The organism is Prosthecobacter sp., from assembly GCF_044222565.1.
In the GTDB taxonomy this organism is placed as follows: Bacteria; Verrucomicrobiota; Verrucomicrobiia; order Verrucomicrobiales; family Verrucomicrobiaceae; genus Prosthecobacter.
On record NZ_JBGANA010000002.1, the window covers coordinates 298,336 to 313,168 of the forward strand.

The 14,833-nt window shown below is 62.8% G+C and carries 8 protein-coding genes; 7 read left to right on the top strand and 1 reads right to left on the bottom strand.

Annotated elements, in window-relative coordinates:
* Nucleotides 1-100: 100 nt before the first annotated feature.
* The 4 genes from ACILSR_RS03375 to ACILSR_RS03390 all read left to right on the top strand — a co-directional run bounded on the left by ACILSR_RS03375 (nucleotide 101) and on the right by ACILSR_RS03390 (nucleotide 6,122).
* Complete coding sequence (locus ACILSR_RS03375; protein ID WP_395748315.1) at nucleotides 101-796, top strand: PIG-L deacetylase family protein; 696 nt, start codon at nucleotides 101-103, stop codon at nucleotides 794-796.
* The gene (locus ACILSR_RS03380) at nucleotides 796-2,466 is read left to right on the top strand and encodes an ArnT family glycosyltransferase (RefSeq protein ID WP_395748316.1); all 1,671 of its coding nucleotides are present in this window, start codon (nucleotides 796-798) and stop codon (nucleotides 2,464-2,466) included. Before ACILSR_RS03375 ends, ACILSR_RS03380 begins: the two co-directional genes overlap by 1 nt.
* A gap of 166 nt (nucleotides 2,467-2,632) precedes the next feature.
* Entirely contained in the window at nucleotides 2,633-5,188 is a 2,556-nt protein-coding gene (locus ACILSR_RS03385; protein WP_395748317.1) for a protein kinase domain-containing protein, read from the top strand.
* Nucleotides 5,189-5,681: 493 nt separating this feature from the next.
* Nucleotides 5,682-6,122 carry a hypothetical protein gene (locus ACILSR_RS03390; protein ID WP_395748318.1) on the top strand — a complete coding sequence of 147 codons (441 nt, stop codon included), beginning with the start codon at nucleotides 5,682-5,684 and terminating at the stop codon, nucleotides 6,120-6,122.
* A gap of 350 nt (nucleotides 6,123-6,472) precedes the next feature.
* On the opposite strand, the gene ACILSR_RS03395 is transcribed toward ACILSR_RS03390, so the two are convergent.
* Nucleotides 6,473-11,713 (bottom strand): beta strand repeat-containing protein, encoded by a 5,241-nt coding sequence (locus tag ACILSR_RS03395; RefSeq protein WP_395748319.1) that lies wholly within the window; start codon nucleotides 11,711-11,713, stop codon nucleotides 6,473-6,475.
* A gap of 330 nt (nucleotides 11,714-12,043) precedes the next feature.
* On the opposite strand from ACILSR_RS03395, the gene ACILSR_RS03400 reads away from it, so the two are divergent.
* From ACILSR_RS03400 to ACILSR_RS03410, 3 genes are all read left to right on the top strand, one after another.
* Nucleotides 12,044-12,481 carry a hypothetical protein gene (locus tag ACILSR_RS03400; protein ID WP_395748320.1) on the top strand — a complete coding sequence of 146 codons (438 nt, stop codon included), beginning with the start codon at nucleotides 12,044-12,046 and terminating at the stop codon, nucleotides 12,479-12,481.
* A gap of 371 nt (nucleotides 12,482-12,852) precedes the next feature.
* Nucleotides 12,853-14,193, top strand: a complete 1,341-nt coding sequence (locus ACILSR_RS03405) for a coproporphyrinogen-III oxidase family protein (RefSeq protein WP_395748321.1) — start codon at nucleotides 12,853-12,855, stop codon at nucleotides 14,191-14,193.
* Entirely contained in the window at nucleotides 14,147-14,791 is a 645-nt protein-coding gene (locus ACILSR_RS03410) for a hypothetical protein (protein ID WP_395748322.1), read from the top strand. Before ACILSR_RS03405 ends, ACILSR_RS03410 begins: the two co-directional genes overlap by 47 nt.
* Nucleotides 14,792-14,833 lie beyond the last annotated feature (42 nt).

Below are 14,833 nucleotides of genomic sequence, written 5' to 3' on the forward strand. Positions count from 1 at the left end.
CCAGAATATCGGGTCACAGACAATTCATCTGGCACGCTTTGAGAAGCCGGGTATGGAAGGCGGCCCCCGAGCCCTCATTCCCATCCCGATCCCCACCCTGATGCCTTTCCTCCACACGCTTTCCCCGCAGGCTCGCGTGATGGTGTTTGCCCCCCACCCGGACGATGAAGCACTGGGCTGCGGCGGACTGATCCAGCACGCCGTGGCGCTGGGGGCTGCGGTGCGGGTGGTGTTTCAAACCGACGGGGACAACAACCCCTGGCCGCAACGCTATGTGGAGCAGCGCTGGAGCATCGATGAGGACTGCCGGCGGCGCTGGGGCGCACGGCGGCGGCTGGAGGCCGGGCGCTCGGTGCAAACCCTCGGCCTGCAGGCGGAGGACGCGGTCTTTTTTGGCCTGCCAGACCAGGGGCTGACGCGGCTGTGGGATGAGCGGGATGAAGCTGCGCTGGCTCTGCATGTGGCCGAGCTGGAAACTTTCCGCCCCACGCTGCTGGTGGTGCCCTCCCAGGACGACAACCACCCGGACCACGAAGGCTCATACGCGCTCATCCAGGAGGCCATGAAACGGGCTGGCATGGCCCTGCCGCAATGGGCCTACCTCATTCACCGCCGCTGGTTCTGCCCGGAGGCGTCCGGCATGACGCTGGAGCTCACGCTCCGGCAGAAGGCGCGCAAGCTGGCGGCCATCGAGTGCCACGAGACTCAACTTTTCCTTAGCAGCGCCCGGTTTTGCGGGTATGCACGCGATCAGGAAATCTTTATTCCCTCCTCCACTTCTTCCACCCCTGCCTGATGTCCATCCGCTCCCAATTCCTCGCCCTGCTTGCCATCTGCACCGTCATGTTCTGGTGGCGTCTGGGGCACCTGCCGCTGATCGATCCCGATGAGCCGTTCTATGCGGAGACGACGCGGGAGATGGTGCAGCAGAACGAGTGGCTGACGCCGATCATCTTTGGCGAGCGGCAGTTTGAAAAGCCGATCTTCTTTTACTGGCAGTCAATGATCGCCATGAAGATCTTCGGGGACAATCCCTTTGCCTGCCGTGCGCCTTCCGCCATGGCCGCGACGCTGCTGGTGTTTCTGACGTGGTGGTTTGGCCGCCGCATGTTCTCGCCGCGCGCCGGCTTCTGGGCCGCCGTGGTGCTGGCCTCCGGGGTGGAGTATGCCATCATGTCCCGGCTCATGCTCACGGACATCTGCCTGGCGCTGTGCATCAGCGCCTCCGTGTTCTTCTTCTGGCTGGCGACGGAGGAGGAGGACAAACGGGACAAGTGGATGATCCTCCACTTTGCGGCCTCGGCGTTCGCGTTTCTGACGAAGGGCCCGGTGGGTATTCTAGTGCCGACGCTCGGCTCCATCTGCTACCTGTGGCTGACCAAGAAGCGCTCCCCCTGGCGTGGAAAAGGTCTGTGGGTGGGACTCGTCGTCTGGCTGCTGATCGCCGGGCCGTGGTATGCGGTCATGTTTCAGAAGTACGGCATGGAGTACTGGCACCGCTTCTTTGTGCATGAAAACTGGGAGCGCCTGACCGGCTCCGAGCACCCGCACAGCAACCACTGGTGGTGGTACATCGCCATTCACGTGGGTGGAAACCTGCCGTGGATCCCGCTGCTCATCGCCGCCGTGGTGCGCACCGTGAAGGGGCTGAAGACCGACAATCGCCTGCTTTTCCTGACCTGCTGGTTTGTGCCGAGCATCGTGTTTTTCACCATCTGCAACAGCAAGCTGCCCACCTACACCTTCTTCCTTTTCGTGACGCTGGCGCTGATCATGGGCCACACGCTGGACCAGTGGATCAGCAGCGGCTTCCGTGGCAAAGGGGAGCGCATTCTGGTGGCCACGCTGGTGGTGCTGCAGACGGCGCTGGTGATGTTCGCAGGCCCCTTCATCTCGGTGATCCTGCCGCCCAAGGAGAGCAATGTTTTCATCAAGGATCTGGTGCCGGTCATCTATGTTCTGGCGGGCGTCATCAGCATCCCGATGGTGCTCATGCTGAAGCAGCGCATTGCCGCCTGGGCCACCAGCACTGTCATGGTGACGGCGGCTCTCGTCATGCTGATGCAATACGGCGTGGACGACAAGATCCCGACCTACACCTCCACCCGCGACATCGCCGCTGAGGCCGTGAAGGCGCGCAAGCCAGGCGAGCCGGTCATCACCTCCAGCTTCATCGCCCGTGCCGTCACGTACTACACCGGCGAAATGCCCCAGGGCGTGATCTACTTCTCCGTGGATCCGCTGAAGCTGCATCCCTACTTCACCGCCCACCCGCCGCTGCACATGCTGCGCAATGCCGTCGCTGCCCAGGAGCTTGCCAAGGACTATCCCAGCGTGCTCTGCATCTTCCTGAAGCAGGACGTGGACACCCTGGAAGCCCCAGGCTCGCCGCTGCAGGGCCAGTTGGAAATCCTCAAGACCCTTGGAGGCCGCATGCTGGTGCGGATCAAGGGCGGGAAGCCGTGAGGGGGATAAGTCAAAAGGTGGTCAAGGATTCGTCAAGAGGTCAAGTGCTGGTCAAGAAGTGGTCAATGCTCGACTCTTGACCCTCCTTGACAACTTGACCACGCCTTGACCTCTGATTGACAGTCCGGCCCGCTTGCGGTGTAATCTCCCGTCCCAACCCGCACGCATGCAGATCAAGTCACGTACAGCGCCCGAAATCCGTGATCACGAGACGCTTCGTCTGATCGGGCAGGGGGCGTTTGGGGAGGTGTGGCTGGCGCGGAGTGTGACCGGGGTGCTGCGCGCGGTGAAGGTGGTGTGGCGGGAGGACTACGACAGGCCGGACTCGTTTGAGCGGGAGTTTGAGGCGATCAAACGCTTCGAGCCGATCTCGCGCAGGCATGAGGCGTTGGTGCCGATTCTGCAGGTGGGCCGCTCGGACAAGGAGGGCTTTTATTATTATGTGATGGAGCTGGCGGATGACCTGGAGACGGGGCGCGAGATCCATGCGGACACCTACAAACCGCACACGCTGGGCCTGCAGATGAAGCGGGACAAACGTGTGGCCGCAAACCAGTGCATCAAGCTGGGGGCCACCATCGCGGAGGGGCTGGATTACCTGCATCGCAATCAGCTCATCCACCGCGATGTGAAGCCGTCGAATTTGATCTTCATCGATGGCATCTGCCGGCTGGCGGACATCGGGCTGGTGGCTTTGCTGGGGCAGCGCAGCTTTGTGGGCACGGAGGGCTTTGTGGCTCCGGAAGGGCCGGGCACGGCGGCGTCTGACATTTTCTCCCTGGGCATGGTGCTTTACGAAGCCAGCACGGGAAAGGACCGCCTGGATTTCCCGGATCTGCCATCGTGCTCTGAAACGGGTGCGCCGCTGGACTCCTGGCGCAGGCTGCAGGATGTGGTGTGCACGGCCTGCGCGCCGAAGGCCAAGGGCCGCTTTGTGAACGCGCGGGAGATGGCGCTGGCGCTGCGGGGCGAGCCGCTGCCTTCCTCCCGCCGGCTGATGTGGTCGTGGATCGCCGCAGGGTCCGTGGCACTGCTGCTGGCGGTGGGCTTTGGCATGTGGCTGGCGCGCGGGCACCGGGCGCAGACGCTGATGGCGATGAACAACAACGCGCCGCGGCTCAAAATCGTGACGACGCCGCCGGGCGCGGTGGTGTTTGCGGGAGAGGAGAATCTCGGCATCACGCCGCTGGAGCTGAATCCCGCAGAGGGGGTGCCGGTGATTTACCAACTGCGGCTGCCGGGCTACAAGCAGGTGGAGATCGACCACATCGCGCATGATGAGAAGCCGGCGGTCTTCACGCTGAAGCTGGAGCCTTCCAAGCTGCCGCAGAAAGGCGAGCGCTGGCTGAACAGCCTGGGCATGGTGTTCAAGCCGGGGCCGGGAGGGCACATCAGTGCGGAGCCGGTGGAGATGAAGTTTTTCAAACGCTTTCTGGAGTCCACGGGGCGCTCCTTTGAGGGGAAGGTGGTGCGCTTCCAGCGCGGCAAGGACCAGGACAGCGCCTACCTGGTGGTGGTGCCGGACGGCGACGCGGAGGCCTTCCGCTACTGGCTGACGGATCGTGACCGCAGCGAGGCCTACCTGAGCCAGGAGCATCACTATGAAGTGGAGCCCTTCTACTTTGTGGAAAGCGGGCAGCCCGCGCCGGATGACATGCCGGACGGCCGCGATGCTGACAAGGAGGACCAGGCGGCGGACAAAAACTGGCGCGCCTTCAGTTTGCGCGTGGAGCGCCAGACCTACGGCAGCGTGGTGGTGACCAGCCAGCCGGAAAAGGTGCGCGTGTTTCAGCACGATCAGTTCCTGGGCGAGACACCGCTGGAACTGCCGCGCGTGCGCACGGGCCCGGTGGAGTTCGAGCTGCGCGAGGAGGGCTTTGCCGATGTGGTGCTGGAGGGCGAGGTGCGGGAAGGGGTGCAGTCCGAACTCTTTGCCGACATGCAGACGCGCAAGGCGGTGACGTTTGGCCGCCAGTGGAAGGCGAACAGCCTCGGGATGAATCTGCTGCCGCTGGGAGACGTGATGTTCTCCGCGTGGGAGACGCGGCACCGCGACTACCTGGAGTACTGCAAGGCCACGCAGGCGCGCCGGCCTTCGCGGCTGGACGGCGGTGCCAGCAAAGGCGGCGGCGGGACTGTGCCGGTGGTGGGTGTGGACCGCATCGAGGCGCGCGCCTTCTGCGCCTGGCTGACCGAGCGCGAGCGCAATGCAGGCCTCATCGGCCCGAAGGATGTTTACCGCCTGCCCACCGATGAGGAATGGAGCCGCGCCGTGGGCCTGCCGCTGGAGCGCGGCACCACACCGGAAGAACGCAATGGCCGCATCCGCGGCATCTACCCCTGGGGCTTTGAATGGCCGCCACCGGAGGACGCGGACAACCTCGCGGACATCAGCGGAGCACGCAAAGCCGGACTCGACAGCGCCATCCCCGGCTATGACGACAAATATCCCTTCCTCGCCCCGGTGACGGCGCTGCCCCCGAATGACCGCGGCATCACGGGACTGGCAGGCAACGTGTCCGAGTGGATCGAAACCGACTTCGCCCCCGTGCCCTCGGCCAAGCCGGACGAGCCTGCAAAACCCGTGCTCGGCACCACCCGCGGCGGCAACTGGCGCAGCGCCTCCCAGGATGAACTGCTTTCTTCAGCAAGAATGCCCGTGCCGCCGGAGACGCGGAGGAATACCATCGGATTTCGTGTGGTGCTGGCGAGGGGGAAGTAATGTCAGACTTTGAAACCACTCATCGGACACTCATGGAACACTCATCATGAGCCGGAAATCTCAGGTCCGAAGGGAATCTGGGGGCAACTACTTGGGGGATTTGTTTTACCCCTCACCCGGCCTCTCCCCGAAGGATGCCCAGAGCTGCGAAGTCTGGGGCGGGGAGAGGAGTTTCGCGTCGCGACTCCGACTAAATTTTAAAGCCTACCAGCGCCAATCCCCTCTCCCCGCCCCAGGCTTGATAGCTGAATGCTAACTTCGGGGAGAGGCCGGGTGAGGGGCGTTTCAAAGCCCCTTGCGCAGCCTCTTTCGTCCCATCACTACGGACCTGAATAGTTACCATGAGTGTTTGATTAGTGTGCGATTAGTGGTTCAACCATCCGGTCCCGCATTGCTCTGCCACACCAACGGCTGCTCAAATGAAGTTGCGTTTTTTTCGGCTCCAGGCTCAGGTCGCAACGGCTACAGTTCAGCACTCCACCTCTGACGCTCTATGATGCACCATCTGACCAAAGCGATCCTCCATGGCGGCGCGAAACTGATCGGGGCCCAGCTCCGCAAGAGGGCGCTGCCCAAGAAGATCATGAAAAAAGGGGGCACGGAGGACGAGGAGGTTTTGTGCTCGAAGAGAGGCGGGGCCGTCGCAAAACCGGGCGCTGTTTTTGGCTCCAGCAAAGGCGACATCATTCTCACATCCCGTCGCCTGGCCTATTTTGGCAACGGCCTGCTCAAGTCCGTGGAGCTGCACCTGCCGCTGTGGAAGATCAGCAACGTCGATTTTCGAAAAGGGGGATTGCTGCTCAACAGCTACCTGTCATTTCAAGTGGACGGCCAGCAGCATTGCTTTGCCATCGAAGGCGGCGATGAACTGGCGGAAAATCTGTCCGTGGCTATGGAGGCAGCGGCTCAGGGCAGCGATCACCCGATTTTTTGAGGGAGTAGAACCGATGACGCTCTAGGTTGTACGGTGAAGCGAGCGCAGAGCGTCTTGGAGTGCGGTCGCGCAGATGCAAGGCGCAGGCCTGCATCGGAGCTACCGCTTTTGTGGGGAGAGGCGTGTGCTGTTTTCGTGGCCCTCCGTCCGCCATGCGGGTGGGTGCTTTCGGCAGCGCTGATGGTCCTCGTGTGCCGACAGGCCTGCGGAAAGCGGTAGCTGCGCTCATTCTTCGCTGCGCGACCGCACTCCAAAATGCGCTGGGTCTTTCGGGGGGCACAGTGGCTGCCAGACTCGCTTTCGACTGTCAGTGGGATGAGTGAGTGGGGTGAAGGTAGCTGGCAACAATCTCACGGCCTCGTCACTTTCAGGCGCAGGTAGCGCTGCGGATGGGCGGGATCAGTCATCTGATAAAGATCGCCCACCGTTACTGCGCGGGTGTTGCCCGTACCGCTTTCATTCACAGTTGCACCGGCAGCCAGCACGGTGAAGGCAGCACCATTGACGCTTTGGGAGAGATCGACCCATGTGCCAGTCAGCGTGTCGCATCCCTGAACGGTGAGCGTGATGTCGTTGCGATCCAGATAGCGTGTGAAGGCCAGCTGCAGGTGATTGCTTCCGTCCGCAGAGGCCGTGGGCAGGATGCCGGTGCCGACGGTGCTGCCTGTGGGATCGCCATTGAGCGCGTATTCCATCAAGTTGACAATGCCGTTGCCGTTGGGGTCGGCGCCGTCCGCGGCGTTGCCGGTGTTGCTGGTGGTGTTGAACTTGCTCTGCCGCCATGCGTCGGCTGCGGTGAGGCCCGTACCGATGAGGGTGATATCAAACGGGTTCTTTGTTCCGAGCAGATTGCTGGCGATGTGGAGTGCGGCGTTGCGTGTCCCGCTGGCTCCCGGACTGAAGGTGACAGTGAAGGTGGCGGTGCTGGAGCCGGTGGTAAGGCTCGTGCGGCTCAAAGAACTGATGGTGAAGTCGGCGGCATGGGTGCCGTCTTCAGAAACGCTGAGGCTGGCCAGAGTGGCGCTGCCGGGATTGGTGATGGTGAAGGTTTTGGTGGTGCCGCTGCCGCCGAGGGCGACGCTGCCAAAATTCACGCTGCCCACGCCGTCCACGAGGGCGCTGGTCTGCGCCACCGCGATGTCGGGCAGCGGGATCTCATCCGCGCCGATCACTGGCGCGGTGGCGCTGCGGGGATCGCCGTCGAAATCCGTGGTCACTCCGGCAACGGGGACACCCGCGCCGTTCACCAGGGCGTTGCCGCCGGCGGTGAGGTACAGGCGGGCGGTGGAGGGGGCCAGGAACATCGCGCTGCTGTAGAGGCCGCCGGGATTTCCGGCGCTGGAGTGGGTGTCTCCGGGGAGGTTGGTCTTCCACTGTGCGAAGCTGATGGGGATGTCGCTGAAAGTGCTGCCATCACCGGCATCAAAGAAGTTCGCAGCGGTGCTCAGTCCGGTTCCGGCATAGACGTTCGAGTCGATGGCCAGCGTGCCGGTGCTGGCGGTGGAAAAGTTTGCGGCGTAATGGTTGCTGCCGCCGGTGCGCAGGTTCAGGAAGATGTTGTTCTTCACGGTGGCGGTGGAGTTGCCGTCATAGCTGAAGGCCCAGGTGTCCCGAGACGCGCCGCCGGTGCCAGTGAGGAGCACGCTGTTGTACGCGATGAGGGTCGTGCTGCCGGACGTGCCGCTGTCATAGATGCCGCGCAGGATCTGCGCCGTGGTGCCGGATGAGCTCAAAGCGATCATGTTGTTCACCACCGTGACGCTCTGGCCTGAAGTTTGCTGGCAGAGGATGCCGAAGGCCTGATTGGTGCTGCCGGACGTGTTGCCGATGTTCCAAAGGCGGTTGCCTGAGACGGTAGTGCTGCCGGATTCGGTGCCGAGAGTGATGCCGGTGGTGGCACCGCTGGAGGTGAGGTCGTGGACGATGTTGTTGAGCACCGCGTTGGTCCCCGCGCTGTTGACATAAATGCCGTTCAGGGTGGTCGTGCGCGCGGCGGTCTGGTAAACCGTGTTGCCCGTGATCGTCCAGGAGCTGTTGCCGGAAAAAACGCCAATGCCCGTGCCGGTGAAGTTGAACATGTCATTGTCGGAAACGGTGTTGCCGCTGTTGGCCACCCAGTCCGAACTGCCGAGCGAACTGACCAGATAGGAGGGCACGCTCGTGGCATCGCTGCGGTCGCGAATTTGATTTCCCGAGATGGTATTGCCGTCGTTGCCGGTGACTGCGCCCGCCCGGAAAGTCACCACCCCATAGGGGGTCGATGCGCCTTCGAGCACGCAGTTGCGCACGATGTTGTTGCTGGCGTCGTTGATGAAAATGAGGGTGCACGCCAGGCTGCCGGTGTTGGTGTTGCGAAAAGTCAGGTAGCGCCCGCTGCCGCCGAAGCTGCCGTCCAAAATCACGCGCTGCGCTCCATTGAAGCGGAGCAGCCCGTTGGTGCCGGTGCCGGTGATGGTGCGCATCGTGGCGCTGTCCGGCTGGATGGTCACGGTGCAGGCATTGGGGTAGGTGTTTGAGCTGGGCTCGTTGAGCGCCACGCTGCCGTCCTCGGTACTGTCGCCGGTGATGTTCACGGTGAGGTTGCTGCTGAGCGAGCCGTTGTTGAGAGCCTCGAAGAGTCCGCCCGCACCGCTCAGGCTGGAGTAGCTGCCGCCAGGACCGACGGTGACGGTGCCGCCCAGCGTGTCCAGGATGCTGTAGCTGTACACGCCGGAGGCGGGCTTGGCGCTGATGTGCTGCACCGGGGGACTGGCCGAGGCTGCTGCTCCGGCTGGCAGTGAGCTGAGGTTGTTTGATGCGTCCTGGGCGACCACGAAATACTGGATGGTCTGGCCCGGGGTCACCACGCCGCCGATGATGAGGGAGTAATCAATCGTGAAGCTGTATTGTCCGCCGCCGATGTCTGTGCCGGTGACGTATTTCCAGCCGTTGTCCGCCGAGGTGTTGCCCTTGAAAGCATCGGCGTCCGTGGCCTTCTTGTAGTAGAGCCGCGGGGCGCTGGCACCACCGGAGACTGCGCCGCCGCCGTCGTCGATGATGGTGGCCCAGCCGGTGAGAACGCGGTTTGCCATGGTGCCGCTGGAGAGCTGCGGGAGGCTGATGGCGGGGGCGGGATCGTAGGTGAAGCTGCCGGCGTCCGCGCCGATGTCCACGGGGGTGAGGCTGCTGCGCGTCTCGCCGTCGAAATCCTTCGTGATGGAGGCGATGAGCACGCCTTGGCCCTCGGCAGGATTGCTGGACTGCAGATGCAGATCCACCACAGCCGCCGTGCCTGTGGCATTGACGAAACGGGGATCTTGCACGGCACTGCTGGCATCCATGCCGGTGGCGGCCTGCCATTCGGCGAGGGTGGCGTAGTCCTGCCCATTGAAAAGGCCGAGCATGCCGCCTTTGCCGGTGACGTAGAGGATGTTGTAGTCTGAATTCAGGCCCGGGGGCGGTGCGCTGACGCTGCCGTTGGTCATCGCGTAATGATTGCCGGTGCCGCCGCTGTTGCTGCGGGCGTTGACGAAGATGTTGTTGCGGATGTCGCGGGAATTGTACTGGCTGGAGCTGCTGTAGGCAAAGGAGTTGGCCCCGCCGGAAGTCGCCGTGCCGCCCACATAGACGGAGTTGTGGATGAAGTTTCTCGCATAGCTCGCGCCGTTGTCATTGTCATGAAAGCCGCGCACGGTGGCGCCGGTGGCGGTGCTGGCTCCGCTGGCGTCCAGGCCCACGCGCACCATGTTGTTCTGCGCGGTGAAGGTGCCGCCGGAACCGAAGAGCATGCCGTTCAGCTCCGCCGCGGTATTGAGGGAGTCAAGGTAGAGGCTGTGCACGAAGTTGCGCTCGATGAGATTGGTGCCGCTGATGCCGCCGTCGAAATAGATGCCCGCGACCACCACAGCCACGTTTTGGGCGGGGGTGATGGCCGCGTTGGACGTGTTGGAAAGGGAATGCACGACGTTTTGGGAAATCGTCTGGCCGCTGCCGGAGGAAAGCTGCCAGATGCCCACCACGGAAGCACCCGTGCTCATGCAGGGAGAGGTCAGATTGCGGACGGTGTTGCCGGAGATGGTGTTGGTGCCCGTGACGGTGACGATGCCGCGCATCAGGGAGCTGGTCCGGGTGCTTTTGTTCATGAGATTGGCCACGGTGTTTCCGGTGATGGTGCAGTTGTTGGTGCCGCCATTGGTGCAATCGATGCCCGTGACCAGCTGCGAAGCACCGCTGAAGGAGGTGCTGGTGGAGGCGTTCAGGCTGCTGGCGGTGGTGGTGCTGCCGATGAGGTTGCCGGAGATGGTGTTCGTGCCCTTGGTGACCTGAATGCCGATGATCGAAGCGCTGATGCCCGTGGTGGTGCCGCCCGTGGTGATGGAGCCGATGGTGTTGTTGCTGATGTTGACCGGGACGCTGGTGTCCGAACAGATGCCGAAGGTCATGCCGCCGTCTCCTGAGGTGGTCACGGAGACGGAGCCCGTGCCGGTGCCGCTGCCAATGGTGTTGCCCGTGACGGTGCCGATGTTTGACATGCCAGACTCTACATAGATGCCCGCCCACACGCCCGGTTGGGACGTCGCGGTGCCGGCGGTGGACCAGGAGAAGTTTTTGATGGTGTTGCCCTGCACGCTGGTGGCGACGTTGCTGGCCACCCGCAGCCAGATTCCCACAAAGTTGTACGCCGCCGTGGTGCCGGTGCTCGTCCAGGCCGTGCCGCCCGCTCCGGCCGCGCTGCCGCCGATGAAGTTCCCGCTGACGGTGTGGCTGTTGGTTGAGGTGTTGCTCAGGTAAATGGCCCGCACCGTGGTGGCCACTCCCGCGCGGCTGACGGTCTGGTAAAAGCTGTTGCCGGAGATGGTCCAGTTCGTGTTCCCGCTGGTGAGAGACAGGCCGCTGGTGATGACGGCGGTGCTGCGGTAGAAATTGAAAATGTTGCAGTTGGTGATGACGTTGCCGCTGTTGTTGCTGGCCGTGGTGGTGCCGGTGCCCAGAGCCCAGATGCCGTTGGTCGGAGTGGTGGCGCCATCGCGGATGTCGCAGGTGTCCAGCGTGTTGTTGTCGTTGCCGTTCGTGCCTGTGGTGGTGCTGAAGACCACGGTGCCGCTGCTGGCGCTGGTGTTCACGCCCTGGAGCGTGATGTAGCTGATGGTGTTGTTGCTGCCTTCATTGATGAAACGCAGCGCCACGCCGGAGGTGCTCGTATTGGCCAGGGTGAGCTGCTTCGCCGTGCCTGTGCCGCCGGGCCGCCCGTCGATGGTGACAAACTGCGCGCCATTCAAGTCCACCGTCGCCGCCGTGGTGTTGGAACTGGAGATGGAAAGGCCCGTGGCGCCTGCCTGCGGGCGCAGCGTGAGCGTGTTGGTGGCGCTGGCTCCGTTCAGGGCAGGGATGGTGAGCGGGTAGGTCTCCACCGTGCTCACGTATGCGGCCTGCAGTTCCAGCACGAGCGCGCCACCCAGCGCCTGCATCTGCACATCCGCGATGGCGGCGGTCACGGAGGCATAGTCGCCCGTGGGCCCGATGGTCCGGGTGCCGGAGAGCGGCGCGGCGTGGGCTGGAATGGCGAGCGTCAAAGCCGCCAGTGTGAAAAGATGAAGACGAAACACGTTCATGGTGGAGCGGCCTTAGGTTTGGAATCCGGGGGTGATAGTTGCCGTTAGGAAAGATTACTCAAGGAAAATGACGGGGGACACCCCCGCACCAGCGAACGTGGGGTCTGATATCTTATTTCAACGCTTTGATCTCCTTTATTAGATGGTAAAGGAATTAGGCTGCGAGGGTCTTTGTGCGCCGCTGGATTTACGTTGCTTAGGCAAATGACCCGGTCGTGAGGCTGAGGACCAAGGGGGGCTGCCCTCATGCCGCGCTTGCTGAAAGCAAGTTTCGATGGCTCTTCCGCGTTCTCCAGGGCCTGCTGCTCCAGCATATACTTTAGACCTCCTATGATGCACCATCTCACCAAAGCGATCCTCCATGGCGGTGCGAAACTGATCGGGGCTCAGTTCCGCAAGCAGGCGCTGCCCAAGAAGATCATGAAAAAAGGGGGCACGGAGGACGAGGAGGTTTTGTGCTCGAAACGCGGACGCACGGTCTCCAAACCGGGCGCGATGTTCGGCTCGACCGCCGGAGACGTGATTCTTACCACCCGCCGATTCGCGTATTTCAACACCGGCCTGATTTCCTCCGTGGAGCTGCACCTGCCGCTGTGGAAAATGACAAACGTCGCATTCGAGAAGAACTGGATGGGAGCCCATTTCCTGTCGTTTCAGGTGGACGGCCAGCAGCACTGCTTTTGCATCGATGGCGGCGCGGAGGTGCAGGAGAAGCTGCCCGGTGCTCTGGAGGCGGCGAGGCAGAGCGGGGACCGCCCGGTGTTTTGAGGGGCGCGTGCGATCGCGAGCGCGGCAGCGTCTTGGAGTGCGGTCGCGCAGATGCAAGGCGCAGGCCTGCATCGGAGCTACCGCTTTCGTGGGGTGAAGAGATCGCTGGGGCCCTGCGGTCCTGTCCGCCATGCGGGTGGGTGCTTTCGGCAGCGCTGATGGTTCTCGTGTGGCAGCAGGCCTGCGGAAAGCGGTAGCTGCGCTCATTCTTCGCTGCGCGACCGCACTCCAAAATGCGCTGCGTCTTCATGCCTACCTCCTAGCGGTCTCCACCACAGGCGAAATCCGGGCCTCATTTCCCATTTGCGGCCCCACCGGTTCAGTTTGATCGTAGAACCAGCATCGGCAGCCGTAATTCTAAACACCCCCACATGCAAACCGCGCTCGAAACTCCCGCCCACGAAAAGAAGGTCGAACAGACGGAGGCCGGGAACTATTTTGTCTCCAACTACCCGCCGTTTTCCTTCTGGAAGCCGGATCAGGTGCCCGCTGTGGAGGCCATCCTGCAGCAGCCTGCGCCCGCCAACATCCCGCTGGGCGTCTATTTCCACATCCCTTTCTGCCGCAAGCGCTGCCACTTCTGCTATTTCAAGGTCTATACGGACAAGAACGCCGCCGAGGTGAAGGCCTACATCGACGCCGGCATGCGCGAGATGGAGCACTTCACCAGCCAGCCCTATCTGAAGGGGCGGAAGGCGCACTTCGTGTACTTCGGCGGCGGCACGCCGAGCTACCTCTCCGTGCCGCAGCTCAAGGACCTGACCAACCGCATGAAGGCTATGATCCCGTGGGACGAAGCGGCGGAGGTGGCCTTCGAGGCGGAACCGGGGACGCTGAATGAAGTGAAGCTCACGGGCATCCGCGAGATCGGTGTCACTCGCCTGAGCCTCGGCGTGGAGAATTTCGACGATCACATTCTCGAAACAAACGGCCGCGCGCATCGCAGCGGCGAGATCGAAAAGGCGTACCGCTTTGCGCGTACGCTGGGCTTTGAGCACATCAATATCGACCTCATCGCCGGGATGATGAACGAGACCTGGGAGAACTGGAAAGTCACCGTGGCCAAGGCCATCGCCATGCAGCCGGATGCGGTGACGATTTACCAGATGGAGGTGCCCTACAACACCACCATGTACCAGCAGATGAAGGCCGAAGGCAAGGTGACTGCGCCTGTGGCCGACTGGCAGACGAAGCGTGACTGGGTGAGCTACGCCTTCGATGAATTTGCGAAGGACGGCTACACCGTGACGAGCGCCTACACCGTGGTGAAGGATCCGCAGCGCATCAAGTTTGTGTATCGCGACTCCCTGTGGGAAGGGGCGGATCTGCTGAGCTGCGGCGTGGCTTCCTTTGGCCACCTGGGCGGCGTGCACTACCAGAATCAGGCGGACGTGGGCCCCTACATGCAGGCCGTGGATGCGGGCAAGCTGCCCATCTTCCGCGCCTACCAGACCACACCCGAAGACCGCTTTGTGCGCGAGTTCATTCTCAAGCTCAAGCTGGGCCGCAGCGAGTTCGACTACTACGTGCAAAAATTCGGCGAAGATCCGCGCAAGCACTTTGCCCCGCAGCTCGACTACCTGGCCAAGGAAGGCTTTGCCACATTGGATGAGAAGGGCATCACACTTTCTCGCGATGGCCTGCTGCAGGTGGACCGTCTGCTGCATGACTTCTTCCTCCCACAGCATCGCCAATATGCCCGCTACACTTGAGCCGAAACGCGGCAGCCCAACGACGACGACGACCATGGCGGCGGTGAATGAGACGGCCCCCCGGCAGGACGAGGACATCCTCGCGCCGCTGATCTTTTTCTACGGCATCGGCAGCGTGCGGCCGCGCGTCACCTTTGTGGAGCCGCAGGACCTGGCGGAGCAGGAGCGCTTTCTCCTGGTGCATGACAAGGACATGACACCCCACCTGCGCGAATATCACGGCAGCGAGATCGACCTCGACGTCGCCGCCCGCGCCCGCATCGGCAACTACCTCGTGCGCGCCTCCGTGCTGCATCGCCGCAAAGACGGCATGCCCATCGAGTTTGGCGCCATCGGCATTCATCTCGATATTTTGCCTGAAGAAGCGCAGAAGCTGGTGCTGGAGGGTCTGGTGCCCTTCGGTGCCATCCTGGAGCGCTACCAGGTGCCCCACTCCAGCCACCCGCGCGGCTACTTCCGCATTTCGGTGGACCAGCGCCTTGCGGATCTGCTGGGCGCGACGAGCGGGCAGATCCTCTTTGGCCGCTGCAACGAACTGCGCCACGGCAGCGGCAGAGTGCTCGCGGATGTGGTCGAAGTGTTGCCGAGGATGGTATGAGGGCCGGTGTGCTCCCAGCGTGAGGAGCTAGGGAGGGCTGTC

Excerpts from the sequence above, each read along its gene's own strand:
- ACILSR_RS03375 (WP_395748315.1), top strand. The coding sequence starts at position 101 with ATGCCTTTCCTCCACACGCTTTCCCCGCAGGCTCGCGTGATGGTGTTT.
- ACILSR_RS03380 (WP_395748316.1), top strand. The coding sequence starts at position 796 with ATGTCCATCCGCTCCCAATTCCTCGCCCTGCTTGCCATCTGCACCGTC.
- ACILSR_RS03385 (WP_395748317.1), top strand. The coding sequence starts at position 2,633 with ATGCAGATCAAGTCACGTACAGCGCCCGAAATCCGTGATCACGAGACG.
- ACILSR_RS03390 (WP_395748318.1), top strand. The coding sequence starts at position 5,682 with ATGATGCACCATCTGACCAAAGCGATCCTCCATGGCGGCGCGAAACTG.
- ACILSR_RS03395 (WP_395748319.1), bottom strand. The coding sequence starts at position 11,713 with ATGAACGTGTTTCGTCTTCATCTTTTCACACTGGCGGCTTTGACGCTC.
- ACILSR_RS03400 (WP_395748320.1), top strand. The coding sequence starts at position 12,044 with ATGATGCACCATCTCACCAAAGCGATCCTCCATGGCGGTGCGAAACTG.
- ACILSR_RS03405 (WP_395748321.1), top strand. The coding sequence starts at position 12,853 with ATGCAAACCGCGCTCGAAACTCCCGCCCACGAAAAGAAGGTCGAACAG.
- ACILSR_RS03410 (WP_395748322.1), top strand. The coding sequence starts at position 14,147 with ATGACTTCTTCCTCCCACAGCATCGCCAATATGCCCGCTACACTTGAG.